This window comes from Microseira wollei NIES-4236 (assembly GCF_020521235.1).
GTDB lineage: Bacteria > Cyanobacteriota > Cyanobacteriia > Cyanobacteriales > Aerosakkonemataceae > Microseira > Microseira wollei.
The window spans coordinates 1-18,226 of the sequence record NZ_BLAY01000070.1; the positions used below are offsets into that span (position 1 = coordinate 1).

Genomic DNA, 18,226 nt, shown 5'->3' on the forward strand with positions numbered 1-18,226 from the left:
CGAAAAGCCAGAAGGGTGGAAAGCATCTGGTAAGCGTATATATCGTGGGTTGTATTGCTCTTCCAACGGTTTGGTTGTTAATGCCGATCTGAATGCTTCTGCAAATATTTTGCGTAAAGTAGCCAGCTTTTCTTCGTTTAGACTTAGGCTTACTGGGTAGGCGGTGCTTGACGACCGCAGCGAGAGTTAGGCTGTGGCTAAATCCGATGCCTTCTCTGTCCGCAGAATCTCAGTCTCTTTAGAGCTGAGAGTGTCAAAGTCCCTAACGCAGTCGAGAGCTAAAGCTTGTTTCTTGAGTGCGTCTTACATTCGGAGGTTTTCTCCGAATTATATCCCTGACGGGGTGCTGACGGGGTGACCAAAAATGTAGAGACGTTGCATTGCCACGTCTCTACATTTTTGGAGAGGTCTAAAGGACAACATTTCTGATGTGAATCTGAAGTTGCCCAAAAGGGCGGTGTTTAGTTCAAATTTGCCAACACAACCTTTGAGTCGTTGGAGGAAGCTGTACTCACCATCCCTGAATATTCGCCGTTATAGTTGGTAAATTCAGACGGAGATCTCCGAATATTAGATAGACGAATTTGCCAATCGGAAACCTGCTCTTAGGTAAGGTGATTAGTATTGGAAGTCGTTGTCCATACCCCCCAAAGACAGGTGTCTTCAAACTGTAGCAGTCCTGACTTGCGTAAGTTATGAGCTTGCGGAGTTCCGGGCAAGGGAATAATGCTGTAGCACGAAGTTTGAAATTCCAACTGAGGGTTAATCTCTACCAGTTGATCCACCAGTTCTGAGATGGCTTCCTCAAGACGTAACAAGTCCTCATGGTCATCATCGGGTAGTCCGATAATGATGCCATAAGCAATGACAGGTACACCAGTTCTGACTACAGATTTCATCAACGTACAATGCTCTTGCCACGGTAGGAGTTTCTTGTATGCTTCTCGTCCAAAAACGGGACGTTCGGCAGGGATATAAGCCAAAGGACAACCGACTTTGCCATCCCAGCCAAACAGTGCTTCAATCAGTTCTTCGTCAGGTCTGAGGTCGGTGCTTTCGTAGTTACGCCCAGCACCCAGAGTTACTTTCCTCAGTTCTAAACCATTGGGCCACATGAGAGTTATTCCCATCTCCCGCGCACCATTGGTAATTTCGAGGATCTCTTGTCGCCCCTCAGGAAAGAGTCCACGGGCGAGGAATTGATCGGAACCGATATTGATCGAAACCGCCCCCGCTTCTTTCTGGATAGCCAACCATTTGAGGGCTGTTTCTGGGGACATTCTCCGATAGCCAGTGCCGTAGGTGGGTGTCATGCAAAAATCGCAGGTGCGATCGCAACCAATGTCAGCCACCAGTGAACCTACTGGAACAGTTCCCTGGACATTGGGGAGTGTCCCTAAACATTCTTTAGCCACTTCCACCGAGGGTAGTGCCCACTCCTCTGGACTTTTTGCTTTCGTCTTTCTGGGATACTGTTTCCCGTCTGCGAGAATGACACCCGTGAGTTCTTCTCGTGGAGTTTTTCCAAGTACATAGTCAAAAATCGCCCAATTAGCTGCACCGGATTTATCCTGAACTACTGCTGCTGCGCCCGCCTTCAAGTAGTGGTGTGGTTCAGCGAAAGCATCCGACCCACCAACGACAATGGGACGACCTCCCTTAGCCAGATGCTCAATCACCATACAAGTGACTTGACGATCTTGGGAGAAATTAACTGTAACTCCCCAAGCATCATAGGCGTGGGGATCGAGGGCGGCAATTTTGCCCCCAACGTATGTTTTCCGCAGAGTCATACCTTTCCAGAAAATCTGCCCAAATTCTTCACTATAATTCTCATCTCTGAGGTTGACTAATTGGGCATCAAATCCCCCGGCAAGCAAGTCAGCGAGCAAAACTTGCTTGCTGATTAACGAACGATGTCTAAATATAGCTATTCTCACTTAAGTGATGTACGGATTAAATTAATCAATCTCTTGTGGGGTGGGCATCTTGCCCGCCCTTGTGTACTTTATAAGAACGAGAAACGCTATAAAGAAGTCCAATTTTTGCCTTCTGCATCGTATAGTCCCGTTGCTGGAACTTCAATCAGTCCAATTGTTGGAGACTGTTTAGCTACCATAATCGAGGGTGCCGAATGTGGGATAAGAAAATGGGATTTTCGATGGCTCGCGATCGCCTACGACACCAGGTAAGCCGATCGCAGCCCATGGACGGTAGGACAAGTCGGTGAGCCACTCTTTAATAAAATCAGAGGATAGCAGAAAAATATATGAAATATATGAGATGGACAAAATTTCTGATTCTTTTAATCATTCCCCTGCCAAGAATGATTAGTTGTGGATCGGTTCTTCCGTACATACTATGCTAAACTATCAGTTTAAATAGCCGAAAAGCCGTCATACCTGTATTTCAGTAAATAGAGCCATAAAATAATTGAAAATTATAGCCAAAGTTATTGCTGGGTAAGGCTTTTAGCAACTTAATGCTAATAATTTAGCATAGTATGTACTGGAGAACCGGATTTACTCCAATTGTACTTTAAAGACTTTTCCAGAAGCTTTGTCAGCCTTTCGGACAGCTATATCTTATCGATTTGTCTTGTGGCTAAACCAGAATAGGGACTTGTTCGCTGCTTACCAAAATAATTTGGGCTTTGTTTGGGCTTGATATTTGTTTAAGTCTCATTAACAGCAGATGGGCTAGATAAGGTGAGATATATGCCTAACAATATTACAGCAAAAGCTAATAGGTTAGAGAAACTTAGCGTCTGTGAAAAGAATACCCAAGCGAGAATTGCCGTAAAAACTGGATCGAGAAGAATGCTAACTGAAACGAACCCTGAAGACAATAGCTTGAGGCTGTATGTTAACAGAGAATGACCAACAGCTATTGTTAAACCCAGGGCTATGACTATTAGCCACCCAGAGATGGAATTGGGAAAAAGATGATCTAGTCCATCTTCTGTAATCAAGAGCAAGGGTAATAGTGACAGACTACCGATCGCACAGCACCATAAAATTGTCGTTATACTTGTTAAGCTTTTTTGGATTTCTTCGAGAGCAAGTAGGTAAATACCAAAGACTATTGCAGAGAGTAAGGCAATTGCATCACCTTGGACTTTGTTGATGTCGATTTGCAGGTCAAGCAATCCTAGAGCGCTGGCTCCGCCAATGGCAATTACCATACCAATGATAAACTTTTTGTCAAAGCGCCGATGGAAAAAAATCCACCCTACTAGAGTGGTAAATAGTGGGGTCAGGCTATGCATAAGCGCAGAGTTAGCAACGGATGTTTGAGTTAGCGACCAAGCCCACAAGACTTGAAAGAAGCTACCAGAAATTCCTGCTATCATTAATAACCCAACAGTCCGATTGCCGTACACATTCTTTTCTACAGGTTGGGTGTTAGATAGTCGCTGACTCACAGCTTGGAGTCCACTCCAAAGTCCCAATACAGCAGCAGCAGTCCAGAGGCGATTAAAAATGGTGGCGTTTGGACTGATTGCGTTTTCGCTGAATTTGATTAAGATTGGTGCCATTGCTATAGCTACTATACCTCCCAATAAAGCAGCGATCGCCTTTAGAGTTGGGGCAGTCAATAATGATTGCTGGAAGTGTGGTTTTTCATGACTTAAATCATTGCTCATACAATTTTACAGTGATGGGGGAGGACAAAAAAATCTACATCTGGCATTTTCTCCACGCCGTATTCGGGGTAAATTTGACCTACAGGAGTATCAATATAGTCCCCAAAGCCATAATTTCAGTGTACACGAACTGGCGACGTGTGTTTGAGTAAATTTTCGATGCTTTTACAAAGCACTGTAACCACCATCAACCATCAGAATTGAACCAGTAACGTAGGAAGCAGCAGCCGAAGCCAAGAAAATTACTGAACCGACTAATTCTTCCGGTTCACCTTTACGTTTCATAGGAATCAATCTTTTTAAATTTTCTTGTTCTTGTTCTAGAGGTAAGCGGAATTTTTCAGTACCTTCCATAATGTTATTCATATATCCAGGAGCAAAAGCATTAACACGAATTTTGTAATCTGCCCATTCAATAGCGAGGGTGCGCACCAACTGATTAACACCTCCTTTAGAGGCAGTATAAGCAGCACAATTAGCTAGGCCGATTACACTAGCAATAGAAGAATTCATAATAATTGCTCCACCTGTACCTTGTTGGATCATTTGTTTAGCAGCTAACTGAGAACAATTAAAATAACCCTTCAAATTAACATTCATAATGGCATCCCATTCATCTTCTTCCAGAGAAATCATAGGTTTAAGAATCTCAATCCCGGCATTACAAACCAAAATATCCAGACGGTTGTAATAATCTACAGTTTGTTGAATCAACCTTTGACACTCTTGACGCTTAGTAACATCTGTAGTAAATGCTACTGCTTCTTGTCCAGCCGCTTGAATAATTTTGGCAGTTTCTTCTCCTTCAGCCTGTTTAATATCAGCGATCGCTACCTTTACACCAACAGCAGCTAATCCTTGTGCGATCGCTTTGCCAATTCCCCTAGCAGCGCCTGTAACAATGGCTACTTTACCTGTTAAGTCAAAAAGATGATTTTCCACTAGCTTACCTGAAATATTCAGCAGTATTATTTAACGGAAATTGAATAAAATTACTTAAAAAGCCGAAGCAGATAATCCCCCATCTATAGCAATTGTGACACCCGTAATATAACTAGCACATTCTGATGATAGAAAAACGACTATATTGGCTACTTCACTAGAGAAGCCAAGACGACCTATAGGAATAGCATTGGTAATTTTTGCTCTAATAATATCAGGTGTTTGGTTTTCTTCTTGAGCAGCAATTTCTAAATATTGTCGGTGTCTTGGCGTATCAATTACCCCTGGATTAATAGCAGTAATTAGCACATTAAACTTAGCGGCTTGCATAGCCACAGCTTTCGTAAAGTTCATGATTGCTGCATTAGCTACACCCGATTTTATGAGCAGGCTAGAAGGTTCTTTTCCTGATGTACCAACAATGTTAATAATTCGACCCCATTTTTGGTTTTTCATCGTCGGCAGAACCAGATTACTCATGCGAATGTAGCCTAGTAACTTAGCTTCAAATACCCCACGCCAATCATCATCTGACAATTGTTCTACAGCTTGACTAGAAAATGATGCTCCTTCAGAATTATTGATTAAAATATCAATAGCTCCAAATTTATCTAGTGATAAATTCACTAATTTCTCACATTCATTTGCTTGGTGAACATCAGCAGTTAAGCTGAAAATTTCTAAATTAGGGAACTCCTGAATTAAAGATTTTTCTGCTTGTTGGATTTTCTCTAGATTCCGTCCACAAATAACTAATTTGCAACCTTCTTTTGCTAATCCTTGAGCGATAGAGAATCCAATTCCAGCACTAGATCCCGTAACTAAAGCTACTTTCCCTGTTAGTCCTAAATCCATGAAGATTATTCCTTTATGCAGTAGAGGTAAGTTTTCCGACAGAATTAATCACACAGAAATCTTGTTCCCTGTTAAGAGGTTGTTTAAAAAACAGAATTTTGATTAAAGTTACTTCTTCTGTTGTCAAATTATATCCTTCATTAACTATGTTAGCAGGAGCATAATAAATTTCACCAGTTTTCACTTGCTGTTGTTCGTTGCCTACAGTGATGAGCATTTCACCAGACAAAACTATGCCGATTTCTTCAGTATCAGATTGCTGACTCTTAATTTTTACACCTGTCGGAATTTTGGCGATCGCAATTTCAAACCACGAACCAGTAGCAGCTTGATAAATTAAATCTGTGGCAGTATCTTTTGTTGGCGATAGGTTGAGTATCTCTTCACTTACTGATGAATTTACCAAGCGTTTGACATCAAGGGAAAAGATAGTTTCAGTAGAAGAACAATTCACCGCTCCATGAGGAACATTAGCACCAACAGCATAAACTTGCTGTAGTGGTTTGAGAACTTCTTTGTGACCGTTGATGTTCATCTCCATCTTACCAGAAATTACCATACCTATTTGGCTCTCTGGATGTTGATGTAATTTTAAACTAGCTCCTGGAGCAATGTAAGCAAATTGAAATACTGTATCTTGACATTGAAATGCCAACAGTTCTATATCTGAACCAATTTTGATACGTTGAGACTGGGGAAAATTTTTAGACATATATTGATTATATTTTTTTATTGTAAAAAATAGACCAACTCATAGGAATTCTTCCATAAGTACTGACAAATTCTAAATCATATAAATTTAGTGCCTTTTCATTGGTAATAGCAAAATCAGCTAAACCTTGCTTTACTAACATAGCTGCGGCACTTGTAGAGTTGACAAGCTCTACGTCAATTTCTGCTCGATCTAAAGAAATTGGCAATAGTTTTGATAATAAAGGTAACGGAGCTGGATGACTAACTATTTTGCTGCCCTTTAAATCTAACTCTGTATCTTTTCTTTTTGCTAATCCATAGATAGGGGTTGGATACGTGAATATAAGACCCAAATCAAAATCAGGTTCCATATAAAATTCATTGATTTTATCGTAAGCATGAGGAACCAAAGCTAAATCTATTTGTTTGTTTAGTAAATTCTCGGCTAAATCCGAGAATTTATCAAATAACTTTACTGACACAGTTATTTCCTCGTTTTGTAATTGACTAATAACATAATTTAGAGCTTCTTCGCTACTAGTTCCACTAGGACCTAAAGTACCTAGAATTATAGTTTTAGAGGAGGGAATAGAGTAATGAAAATCCATTGAAAACTTTAGCATTATTTCAACTCCTGATTAACTATGCGATAACACCATGATTGCGGGCAAAGTGTCAATACCCCGGATCAGGAGGATGGGATTTTCCTCCCGCTCGCGAAAGATCTTTACTCACCAGAGCGATCTCCACTCCTGGATGGTAGGAGAAGTTGTTGAGCCAATCTTTCATCGAAACCGAGGATAGGGGAAAAATATAAGAAATATATGAGATGAGCTAAATTTCCAATTTTCTTAATCATTCCCCTGGCAACGCTGTTTTCCTATACCGCTTCATCCTGAACTGGTAGGGTGAAATAAAAAGTGCTTCCTGCACCCAACACACTCTGGGCCCAAATTTGCCCTTGGTGCTGTTGCACAATGCTCTTGCAAATGGCAAGTCCTAACCCCGTTCCTCTCCTCCGTCGGGAATCCTGCACATCCACCTGCTGAAATCGCCCAAAGATGGTTTCGAGTTTATCCGCAGGAATGCCACGTCCTTGATCCTGAATGGAGAAGATAATATAGGGTAGTGGGGTATGGATGTTCTCCCTGAACTCCTCACTCGCTTCGACAACCTCTGCCCTTACCCACACTGTACTGCCAGTAGGCGAAAACTTAATGGCATTGCTCAACAGGTTGGTTAATGTTTGCACGATCGCATCCGGTGCCGCCCATACTGTAACTGGCAGCGGTTTCCAATCCAGATGGATATGGTCTGCATCGGCAATTGGCTGTACAGTTTCAACTGCCTGCTGGATCAAATCCGTCACCTCACATGATTCCATCGCCAGCTCGGTTTTGCGACACTCTAACCGCTCCAGATCGAGGATGTCATTAACCAATCGCACCAGTCTATCACTATTGTTGAGAGCGATTTGAATCAGATGGTTAAACTGTTCAGAATTGTTGCTATAAAGTCCCGATTCCAAGATGCCGAGAGAACCGTGAATAGCAGTTAGCGGAGTTCGTAGTTCATGACTAACAATCGAGATAAATTCATCTTTTATCTGCTCGATGGCATAGCGATCGCTAATGTCTTGAATTTGGGCTATGAAGTAGATAGGGTCTTCCTGGTTATCTCGGACAAGCGATACAGAAAGCAGCACCCAGACCACATGACCACGTTGATGTAAATACTGCTTCTGCACTTGGTAGGTGTGAATTTCACCTGCCAGCATTTTTTGTACTTGCTCTAAATCAATTGCCAGATCGTCGGGATGGGTAATTTCTTGAAAGGTTTTGGTCAGCAATTCGTCTTGACTGTAGCCGAGGATCTCACAAAGCGATCGATTGACGCGCATGAATTGACCCTCCAGCGCTACTAATGCCATGCCGATTGGGGCATCTTCAAAGGCGCTGCGGAACCGTTCTTCACTCCATTGGAGTTCCTTTGTCCGTTCCCCGATCTGGTACTCTAGATCTCTGGAATAATTGGTTAAAATCTGCTCGGCTTGTCGTCGCTTTGTGATATCTTGAAAAGCATTAATAGCATAGAGAACATTGCCTGCTTTATCGAAAAACGGAATGGCATGAACCTCCAATATTACTCGCTCACCATTGACTTCAATCTCCATATCATCTAGCCAAGTTGCCTCGCCGAGCAATGCTCGTGTCACTGGCAACTGTTCCACAGGATAAAGTCGATCGGTTCCTGCTTGGTAGATTGGATAGGTTTGGGACTCTTGTTCAAGCCGCAAGTTGGGAATATGTCCTCGCCCTAAAATGGTTTTACCCGCTTGATTGAGGAGAATTTGATTTCCGGTGGCATCAAAAACACTGATCCCGATTGGAACGTTGGTCAGCAGCGTCTCAAATCGTTGTTCGCTCTGTTGTAGCGCTTGAAACGATGTTTCTAGCTGATGCGCCATCTGTTGAAAAGCTTTCGTCAGGTGTGCGACTTCACCAATTCCACTGGTTTCGACTGGATAATCTAATTGTCCGATCGCGATCGCGTCTGCTGCTTCCTGCAAGCGACGAATGGGGGTAGCAATCCAATGGGCGGTCAAGATTTCTGTCCCCACTGCCACGACTAGAGTCAGCCCGCACAAGAGCCATGTTCGCTGGGTATTGGCATGAATTTTTGCCAGGAAATCAGATTCTGGAATAATCACCACAACCAGCCAATCCAATCCGTATCGATCTTGGTAAGGAGTCACTCGGACAAACTGCCGTTGATGGTTACTCCAGAGTGTCAGTTGTTGGGTTGTTTCCAGGGTGCGGAAGTTGCCAAATTTTTGGGCGAGTTGCCGAGCAATATCTCTGGTTTTGGTATCTTTGCTATTTACTGCTAACAATCGTGTCGTTTCTCCCTTTCCTGACTTGACAAAGGGTAGTTCTGGCATGGATGTGGCAACCAAATTACCAGAATGCTCCATAATAAAAGTCTGTCCAGATGGTGAGAATTTGAGCTGATTAAGAAAGGTACTGAGTCCGGCCAGGGTAACATCAGAGGCAAAAACTCCCCGCCATTTGACCGCAGGATCGTAAATGGGAGCAAGTGCAAAAATTCCTAATGTGGGTACAACCTTGTAAACAGAAATTGGCGACCAAGTTTGTTGGCTGACGGCTTTGCCATAGCGATACACGGGACTTGTGCGGTTATCGATGGGGACGGTATAGGCGAGTTTGCGAGGATTGCCTTTAGCGTCAACCAAATAGTATTTCCGTTTACCCGGATCAGTACTTCTCGATCTATAGAAGTAGGGGATACCGATAGACAAGTCCTCCCCAGTCAGCCTTTCGGCTTGTTTGACAAGTTCCTCACTCTGAAAGCGTCCGTACCCAATTAATTCTCCTAGCTCGTTGACAAAGAAGGTAGATTGGAGTGAGGGGTTCAGGGTGACTTGTTGCCAAAATTCCTGTCGCAGTTGCTCAAAGTCTTTGAAGTTAAAGGTTCCCTGCTGTACTGCCAGATGGTTCGCGGCGATCACATCTTGGGGGGTGTTTAGGTAGGTGGTGAGGCGATCGTGAATCCGAAGGGACACCTGTTGCGTGAGTTGATCGGCAAGTTCCCTCACGGATCGCTGTCCACTTTGAGCGGACAAATAACCGACTATGCCAACCGCTCCCACCAATTGCAACATAAATGGAACCGTCAGCAACACTCGGATCGGAATGTTGGCAAAGCCCTGATACCAGCGTCTGGGTAAACTCGCTCTTTCCGTCATGTAGCGATCCTATCAAAACAGGTGCCTTCAGGCGCGAGTAGCGATTGGGTTGCTCAATTAGTGACTCAAATATTTAGCTTTCTCGAAACTGTCCGGTTGCAAGCAGAAGAAGCGATATGCCTCCCTTCCCCGCAGCTCTCGCGCAACTTTATCAGTTGCTCTGCTTAGCTATTTTGGGGGTAAAATTTTTAGTTTGAAAGGGTTATCCTGTAAATGTCAGTGAGTCTAATACAGTTACATCATGATAACCATCAGCCTTGATGAGATTCAGCGCGATTTGCTGGGTTACCTCCAGCGGGTACAAGCAGGCGAAACGTTTGTGATTCTTCAAGCAGATAAACCTGTGGCAGAAATTAAGCAAGTTCGTCTAAGTGCTAAGCAGTTTCGACCTTTTGGTTTGTGTGCGGGAGAATTTCGCACACCAGACGATTTTGATGCACCTTTGCCAGAATAAATCATCGGACAGTTTGAGGGTAAATGAAGCTATCGCACCATAAAACAAAGGCGTTAATATGAGCCAAAATAACCAAGTTATACAAACAGTTTTAGATAACACCTTCAACACCTTCGCTCGCGTACTAACCAACCAAAAACCAGACCTAAAATCCCAGGAAATAGGCGTTGTTAAATTTATCGGTCAAGGGATTGCCCGCGTCGCCGGTTTACCGGCGGTAAAATCGGAAGAAGTGGTGCAATTTCGGGGAAATGGAATGGGAATGGTCTTCAACCTCGACCCCGATGAAGTGGGCATTATTTTGTTAGATAAAAGCGAACATCTCAAAGCAGGTTGCGAAGTGCGCCGCACTGGAAGAGTGTTAGATGTACCCGTGGGAAAAACGCTGCTGGGACGAGTCGTAGACCCCCTGGGGCGTCCTTTGGATGATAGGGGTTCGGTGCGGGTTTCGCAACGCCGTGCGGCGGAAAGAGAAGCGCCTGGAATTATGGATCGCGCCCCGGTAACGGTACCATTGCAAACTGGATTAAAAGTGGTAGATGCGTTAATTCCAATTGGACGGGGACAGCGAGAATTAATATTAGGAGATCGCGCGTCTGGAAAAAGCGCGATCGCTCTCGATACGATCATCAATCAAAAAGATAAAGACGTTCTCTGCGTCTACTGCGCCATCGGACAGCGCAGTTCTTCTGTTGCTAAACTAATTGCCGATTTACAAAAATACGGCGCAATGGACTATTCTTTGATAGTCGTCGCAGCAGGAGAAGAACCGCCGGGATTGCAATTTATTGCCCCCTACGCAGCAACGGCAATGGCAGAATATTTTATGGAACAAGGAAGGGATGTATTAATTATCTACGACGACCTCACCGCCCACGCTCGCGCCTATCGGGAATTATCCTTATTATTGCGCCGTCCGCCGGGTCGAGAAGCCTTCCCAGGCGATATTTTTTATATCCATTCTCGCTTGTTAGAACGTTCTACTCATTTGAATGCCGAAAAAGGTGGAGGTTCGCTAACTGCGTTGCCGATGATCGATACGGAAGCGCAGCATATTTCTGCCTACATTCCGACTAATTTAATCTCGATTACAGACGGGCAAATTTATCTGTCTCCCACCTTATTTCAAAAAGGTGTTATCCCTGCGGTTGATGTGGGAAAATCCGTATCGCGCGTAGGAGGAAAAACGCAACTCCCCGCCTATCGTGCCGTTGCCGGAGATTTGCGTTTATCTTATTCTCAATTTGAAGAATTGGAAGTCTTTTCCCGCTTTGGAACCAGGTTAGATGAAGCAACTCGCAAAACTCTAGAAAGGGGAAGGCGGGTGCGGGAAGTTTTGAAACAAAATCAATACGAACCGATGCCAGTGGCAGAACAAATTGCTGTATTGTTGGCGGTAACATCGGGAGTATTTGATGATTTGGCGATTGAAAATATTGCCGCTGCGGAAAAAGCCGTTGCCAAAGCAGTGACAGAACAATTGCCCCAGGTGTGTAAATCCATCCAATCTGGCGAAAAACTCAACGAGGCAGATTTCACAGCGATCGCGAACGCAGCCAAGAATGCGATTGTGGATATTAACAGGAAGTTCGAGTCAAAAAGCCAACCAGTATAGACGGATTGCAGTGTAGCGGCAGCAAGGGGATTGCAGCCCTATGAAGTACGGCGCCTTTTGTGTAGCGGCAGCAAGGGGATTGCAGCCCTATGAAGTACGGCGCCTTTTGTGTAGCGGCAGCCTTAAGGCTGCCGCTACACAAAAGGCGCCTAAAGGCTTTCCCTCACTCGGCAAGCAATCTGCTGTATAGGCGGAGAAATTTAATGCGATCGCATCTCCTGTGCCAAACATTAAACTGACCCATTCGGGGTTGTAAAATGGGTAAATAGTCTAAATTAAATCCAGTACTATCTATTTTAAAAATATGTTTGCCAGAATCCGCCGCCTTTTCAATCAGTTTTTTAGGAATTCAAGGACAATCAAAAACGAACCCATAAATAAAGTCAGTTTGATTGTCATTATTTTGATCGATATTTTTATATTAATCAATGTTTTTGCCGGACTCGATGATATTAGCAGGTGGTATATCATTCCTAACCAGGCTTATCCATGTTATTCCGAGTGGGGCAATTACCGGAAACAAACAAATCAAGATAAAAACTATGAAATTGTCAGGCTTTCCTTCCCCTATGGCACTAACAATCAACCCAGTTTTCAGCGAAACTATCAACAAAATGCAGAAGGACATCTGGGGAAGGTTTCTGCTACCTGCTTGCAGTATGCCGCTTATAAAGACAAGATTGCAAATCCTCAAAATCAGCAAACCATAAAAACTATCGATCGGAAACAAGTGGAAATCAGCGATCTAGAACAAGCGAATCGCAGTATTCGCGCCCAATACGATTCGACGTTGTTGGAAAAAATTGCAGGTCAGCCGCGCGAACAATCTATTAATCAAGTCGGTGCGGAAAAAGCTAAACAGGAGTTAGATCGAAATACCAGCACAATTTCTACACTTACAAACGAAATTACCAATCTACAAAATGAACTGCTAGCCAAACCAGAAACTGCCGATTTTATCGCCTTTCTGAACAACGAAGACAAATTTAATCAAGTTGAAAAAGGCTATGAAAATGCATCATTTTGGTATCCAAGTATTCAACTATGTTTTCAGTCGCTGTTTCTGCTGCCGCTGATTCTCGGCGCTTTATCAGTTCACAAATTTGCCCAAAGAAGAGGATATGGACTAATTGCGCTAATTAGCTGGCATTTGCTGGTTATATTTTTTATACCGCTCATCCTTAAAGTTTTTCAATTTTTTCAAATCGGCGCCATATTTCAATGGTTATTTGATATCATTAGCGCCTTGATGGGAGGATTGCTTTTCCTCATTAGCTATTTTTATATTTTGCTCATCCCGCTGGTTGGTTTTGGCATTATCAAGTTTTGTCAAAAAGTTGTCTTGAATCCTAAAATTCAGGCAGCGAATAGAGTGCAAAAATCCCGCTGTATCAAGTGTGCTAAGAAGATTCGCCAACAGGATACCTTCTGTCCCCACTGCGGTTATTATCAATATGTTGAATGCCAAAACTGCCACAATCTTACTTACAAACATTTGCCGTACTGCAAGCATTGTGGCTCAAATCAACAAATCAGTAATTTGTAATCCAGGACTTACGCAAACACCAAAGTTTCTCTGAAAAATCGTCGCTTTAAAAATGAGAGATCTACGCAGAAACAAAGGTGATAGGTTCGGTAATCTTTGAATTGTGTATGTAAATCTGACAAAATCATGCCAGCAATTGATTCCCTCCAACGCCAAATTACCACCGCCAAAGAACTGCAATCGGTGGTAAAAACAATGAAAGTCCTCGCTGCTGCTAGCATTCGCCAATACGAAAGGGCGGTAGAATCTCTCGCGGAATACAACCGCACGATTGAAATGGGATTGCAAATTGTGCTGGGTTATGCTAGTTCCGAAGGGCATAATTTGGCAGGAATAGAAGCCTCTATAAATAATCGTTTGGCTGCGGTTATATTGGGATCTGACCAAGGAATGTGCGGTCAATTTAACGAACAAATTACCCACTATGCTATTAATCAAATCGAGCAATTACCTATTGCATCAGAAAACCGCACAATAGTAACCGTGGGGGCGCGGGTTATCCCACCTTTGGAAAATGCTAAAGTTACCATTGCATCTTCGTTTAATATGCCGAGTTCCCTTGCTGGCATCACGCCAATGGTGCAAGAATTGTTACTGCAAATCGAAGCTTGGCGTCAAACGCAACAAATCAATCGCATTATCTTGTTTTACAATCAACCTCGTTCTAACACATCATACTCGCCCCATACGCTGCATTTATTACCCCTCGATCGAACCTGGTTATCTAACTTGCAACAACAACCTTGGAACTCGCGCACGTTACCTATTTTCACGATGGATAGAAGTCGGTTATTTTCTGAATTAATCGGGCAATATTTCTTTATTTCTCTCTATCGTGCCTTTGCCGAATCTTTAGCGAGTGAAAACGCCAGTCGCCTCGCTGCTATGCAAGTTGCTGAGCAAAATATTGAAGAAAGATTATCCGAATTTAACGCTCAATTTCAACAGTTGCGTCAAGCTGCAATTACTGAAGAAATTCTCGAAATTGTAGCAGGTTCTGAAGCGTTAGCTCAATCTGGAGAAATTGCTAATGGCTAATAGCTAATGGCAAGGAAAATAGTATACAGCGGATTGCAAGCGAGTGAGGGAAAGCCTTAAGGCTTTGTTTGTATAGCGGCAGCATTAATGCTGCCGCTATACAAACGAAGGTGTACCTCATCCATCTGCAATCTGCTATATTACTTAAGCTCATGATAGCTTCGCGCTCTTGAAGCAAGCGTTCTTCAATTAGCAATTAGCAATTAGCAATTAGCAACTTTGGTTATTACTGCAAAAATGCATTAAAAAGATTAAGCGTTCGCAGTTGCTGAGTAGCTGCTAAAGCATCGTACTGGAGCTTAATTCTTAACATCGATCTCACCCTCGCTCGCATTTCGATACTGTTAATGGGTTTTGACAAAAAATCATCTGCACCTGCTTCGAGAGAGCGGGCTAAATCTTCTTTAGAACTTAAAGCTGTGACCATAATAATGGGAATGTGACACCAACGCTGATTGGCTTTAATTTGCTGGCAGGTTTCCAATCCGTCCATTTCTGGCATCATTAAATCTAATAAGATAACATCGGGTTGAATTTCCTCGATTTGATTTAATGCTTCTTTGCCGCTGGATACGTAGGTTAAGTCATAACCTTCTCGCAAAAGCAATCCTTCAATTACTTCAAATATACTTTCTTCGTCGTCGATAATTAGGATGCGAAGTTTTTTATGATCTGGTTGATTTTGTGGGTGAGTCATTAGTTATTTGTTATTTGTTATTTGTTGGTATTAGCGATTAGTCATCTGACGGCGCCCAAGCGCCTACTACGAACGTACTACGAACTGCGCGATCGCTTCGGTGAGCTTTTTCAAACTTACGGGTTTCGTAAGATACTCGGTTGCCCCAGCTTCTAAGCATTTTTCCCGATCTCCCGGCAAGGCGAGGGAAGTCAGGGCAATAATCGGAGTTGCCGCAATTTCCCCATCGGCGCGGATTTGCCTGGTTGCTTCCAAGCCGTCCATTTCCGGAATCTGGATGTCCATTAGCACCAGGTCGGGTTTTAACTGTTTTGTCATCTGGACAGCTTGGATGCCGTTGAGTGCGGTTGCCATTCTATAACCTTTTACTTCTAAATATTCAACTATTGTATAAATTGTTGTCTCGCTGTCTTCTGCCAGTAAAATTAAAGGTGTTGTTTCCGCAGCAGGCTTCGGGTTGTCAGTGGCATCGCGCTTAGCGATCAGCTTGCGTAGCGCCAGCTGAAACTGATGGCGGGAAAAAGGTTTGACCAGATACTCGCACACTCCCAAGTCTCCTGTTCGCGCGGGTTCATCCGCCACGGAAACAATCAAAATGGGAATATGCTGCGTTTTCTGTTCGCTTCTCAATTGCGCCAAAACATCCCATCCGGAACGATCTGGCAGTTGTAAATCTAAGATTATCGCATCTGGGTTTAATTGCAGAGCGGCTGCAGTCGTCCCGGTTCCCAGAGAATGGATAGTGTAATTTTTTACTCCTAATTCTAATAAATAATGGGCAACTTGTTCGGCAGCGGGTGCAGAATCTTCGACGATTAAAACTTGGTTTAAATTGAAGCAGTAGGGATAGGAAATGCAAGATTCTTGATGCGCGATCGCTTCTGATTTCTGACGCCAAGGTACGGACACGGTGAAGCGACTTCCCTTTCCGACTTCGCTTTCTAAAGATATGCTTCCCCCGTGCAATTCTACAACTTGTCGCACTAACGCCAGTCCCAAACCAGTACCAGCATAGCGCCGGTTTAAAGCACCCTCTAACTGTACAAAAGGTCGGAAGAGTTTATTGATATCTTGTGGTGCAATCCCGATACCAGTATCGACGACGCTAAATTGCACGATTTCCCGTTCTCGATCTGCTTGGACTTCGAGCCAAACTGCACCGCCTTCTGGGGTAAATTTAACCGAATTACTGAGTAAATTAATCAGCACTTGTCGCATCCGCCGTTCATCGATTTCGATTTTGCCGATTTGGGGTGGAACCTGACAAGTTAATTGAATTCGTTTTTGATGCGCTTGCTGTCTGACAAAGGCGAGACTGGCATTGCACAACCCTGAAATATCCGTGGGAGCGAGTTGCAATTCCATCTTTCCCGCTTCAATCTTAGAGAGGTCGAGAACATCGTTGATCAGTTCCAGCAAGTGTTGACCGCTTTGTTCGATGGTGGCTAATTTTTGGTGCTGTTTGGCAGTCAAAGGGCCAAAAGTTTCTTCTCGCAAAACTTCAGAAAGTCCCAGAATTGCAGTCAGGGGGGTGCGGAGTTCGTGGCTCATGTTGGCGAGGAATTCGCTTTTGGCTTTGCTCGCTGCAAACGCTGCTGCTGCTGCTTGCTGTCGCTCTATTTCTGCGTCGTTTCTGGCTAAACCAATCGCGACTATTTCTCCTACCAGTTTGAGTAGGTTAATTTCTTCTTCTGTCCACTGTTTTGCAGCATGAACGGTGACTAAACCAATACAGCCTACGAGTTGGTTTCGATGCAGTAGGGGAATGTTGATTAATGACCGGGTAGATAGGCGAGTAAGTGCTGTTTTGTCTGCAACTGCTTCGGGGGGTAAATTATCAACATCGCTAATCAGGACGGTTTTGCCGAGCAGTAGTTGCTCGTACATCCAAGGGAAGGTTTCGCAGGGGATTTCTTGCAATAATTGGGTTGGCGGAACGGCTGTTTTTGCACACCATTCGTGAGTCATACTCAAGTATTTTTGCTGGTCGCAGAAGCGAATAATGTAGCTGCGATCGCTCCCAGTATATTCCCCAATCTTACTCAGGGTAAAATCAATCGCCGTGTCGATATCTTGGTCGAGGAATGCGCGGGAAATATTTCCCAGTAGGTTATCTATTATTGCTCGCCGTTTTTGCGCTGCTTCTGCTAATATGCGATCGCTTATATCCCTCGCCACCCAAACTACTGTATTTTCTGATGTGGGAGCAATGCTGGCAATAAACCAAATTTGCTGATTTTCTAGTTCTAGGCTGTACTCAAAATTAATCGGTTGCTGTATTTCTCTTGCTTGCTTAATTTTACTGTTAAAAATCTCGGCTTTTTCCCCAGAAAAAAGTTCGATTGTTTGACCCAGGATATCGGTATCAGGCGGATAAAAGCGATCCGGATTCGTTGGCGCAATTTTAATGCTGTTATCCTCCCCATTGATAAACAAAACGATGTCGCTCATCGCTTCAAAAAAACCCCGCATCTCCGCCTCAGAATCCCGTAACCTTTTTTCTAGAACCTGGCGTTCGCGAATTTGTTTTTGTAGAATAGTATTTTGTTCGAGCAGTTGTTTTTGTAGCGATCGCAACCGCAATTGATTCTCGACGCGGGCTAAAACCTCTTCCACGTGAAAGGGTTTTGTGATATAATCCACTCCCCCAACAGAAAAGGCTTTAATTTTATCTAAAGTATCGTTCAAAGCACTTAAGAAAATCACCGGAATATCGCGAGTTTTTTCCTCCGCTTTAAGCTGTTGACAAACCTCAAAGCCGTCCATTTCTGGCATCATAATGTCGAGCAAAATTAAGTCAGGAGGCGCTAACTGTGCCGTGGCGATCGCTTTTTGACCTTTGGGTACGCCTCGCACTTTATAGCCTTCCTGGGTCAGCATATTAGAAAGCAGGCGCAAATTTTCCAGGGTATCGTCAACGATGAGAATATTGGCTTTTTCGGTAGCAATAAACTGGTTGTTCATTGTTTTTGGA

Annotated in this window: 13 protein-coding genes; 4 read left to right on the forward strand and 9 right to left on the reverse strand. The window is 43.5% G+C overall.

The window, feature by feature from the left end:
* Positions 1-605: 605 nt before the first annotated feature.
* The 7 genes from MiSe_RS22420 to MiSe_RS22455 all read right to left on the reverse strand — a co-directional run bounded on the left by MiSe_RS22420 (position 606) and on the right by MiSe_RS22455 (position 9,902).
* Complete coding sequence (locus tag MiSe_RS22420) at positions 606-1,940, reverse strand: radical SAM protein (RefSeq protein WP_226585065.1); 1,335 nt, start codon at positions 1,938-1,940, stop codon at positions 606-608.
* Between the two features lie 734 nt (positions 1,941-2,674).
* Positions 2,675-3,646 (reverse strand): DMT family transporter, encoded by a 972-nt coding sequence (locus MiSe_RS22430; RefSeq protein ID WP_226585067.1) that lies wholly within the window; start codon positions 3,644-3,646, stop codon positions 2,675-2,677.
* A 165-nt stretch (positions 3,647-3,811) separates the two neighbouring features.
* Positions 3,812-4,588 carry an SDR family NAD(P)-dependent oxidoreductase gene (locus tag MiSe_RS22435; RefSeq protein ID WP_226585069.1) on the reverse strand — a complete coding sequence of 259 codons (777 nt, stop codon included), beginning with the start codon at positions 4,586-4,588 and terminating at the stop codon, positions 3,812-3,814.
* Between the two features lie 54 nt (positions 4,589-4,642).
* Positions 4,643-5,443 carry an SDR family NAD(P)-dependent oxidoreductase gene (locus MiSe_RS22440; protein ID WP_226585071.1) on the reverse strand — a complete coding sequence of 267 codons (801 nt, stop codon included), beginning with the start codon at positions 5,441-5,443 and terminating at the stop codon, positions 4,643-4,645.
* A 13-nt stretch (positions 5,444-5,456) separates the two neighbouring features.
* A complete protein-coding gene (locus MiSe_RS22445) occupies positions 5,457-6,155 on the reverse strand; it encodes a cupin domain-containing protein (RefSeq protein ID WP_226585073.1) in 699 nt (232 codons plus the stop codon).
* Between the two features lie 7 nt (positions 6,156-6,162).
* Complete coding sequence (locus MiSe_RS22450; RefSeq protein ID WP_226585076.1) at positions 6,163-6,759, reverse strand: type 2 periplasmic-binding domain-containing protein; 597 nt, start codon at positions 6,757-6,759, stop codon at positions 6,163-6,165.
* A gap of 257 nt (positions 6,760-7,016) precedes the next feature.
* The gene (locus MiSe_RS22455; protein WP_226585078.1) at positions 7,017-9,902 is read right to left on the reverse strand and encodes a HAMP domain-containing sensor histidine kinase; all 2,886 of its coding nucleotides are present in this window, start codon (positions 9,900-9,902) and stop codon (positions 7,017-7,019) included.
* Between the two features lie 241 nt (positions 9,903-10,143).
* On the opposite strand from MiSe_RS22455, the gene MiSe_RS22460 reads away from it, so the two are divergent.
* The 4 genes from MiSe_RS22460 (at position 10,144) to MiSe_RS22475 (ending at position 14,555) form a co-directional block, all read left to right on the forward strand.
* Positions 10,144-10,356, forward strand: a complete 213-nt coding sequence (locus MiSe_RS22460) for a type II toxin-antitoxin system Phd/YefM family antitoxin (protein WP_226585080.1) — start codon at positions 10,144-10,146, stop codon at positions 10,354-10,356.
* A 58-nt stretch (positions 10,357-10,414) separates the two neighbouring features.
* On the forward strand, positions 10,415-11,971 hold the full coding sequence (locus tag MiSe_RS22465; protein ID WP_226585083.1) for an alternate F1F0 ATPase, F1 subunit alpha: 1,557 nt from the start codon (positions 10,415-10,417) through the stop codon (positions 11,969-11,971).
* Positions 11,972-12,275: 304 nt separating this feature from the next.
* Positions 12,276-13,517, forward strand: coding sequence for a hypothetical protein (locus tag MiSe_RS22470; RefSeq protein ID WP_226585085.1), 1,242 nt, complete (start codon positions 12,276-12,278; stop codon positions 13,515-13,517).
* A 126-nt stretch (positions 13,518-13,643) separates the two neighbouring features.
* Positions 13,644-14,555, forward strand: a complete 912-nt coding sequence (locus MiSe_RS22475) for a F0F1 ATP synthase subunit gamma (protein WP_226585087.1) — start codon at positions 13,644-13,646, stop codon at positions 14,553-14,555.
* 226 nt (positions 14,556-14,781) lie between these two features.
* On the opposite strand, the gene MiSe_RS22480 is transcribed toward MiSe_RS22475, so the two are convergent.
* A complete protein-coding gene (locus tag MiSe_RS22480) occupies positions 14,782-15,252 on the reverse strand; it encodes a response regulator (protein ID WP_307731505.1) in 471 nt (156 codons plus the stop codon).
* Between the two features lie 66 nt (positions 15,253-15,318).
* Positions 15,319-18,216 (reverse strand): response regulator, encoded by a 2,898-nt coding sequence (locus MiSe_RS22485; RefSeq protein WP_307731506.1) that lies wholly within the window; start codon positions 18,214-18,216, stop codon positions 15,319-15,321.
* Positions 18,217-18,226 lie beyond the last annotated feature (10 nt).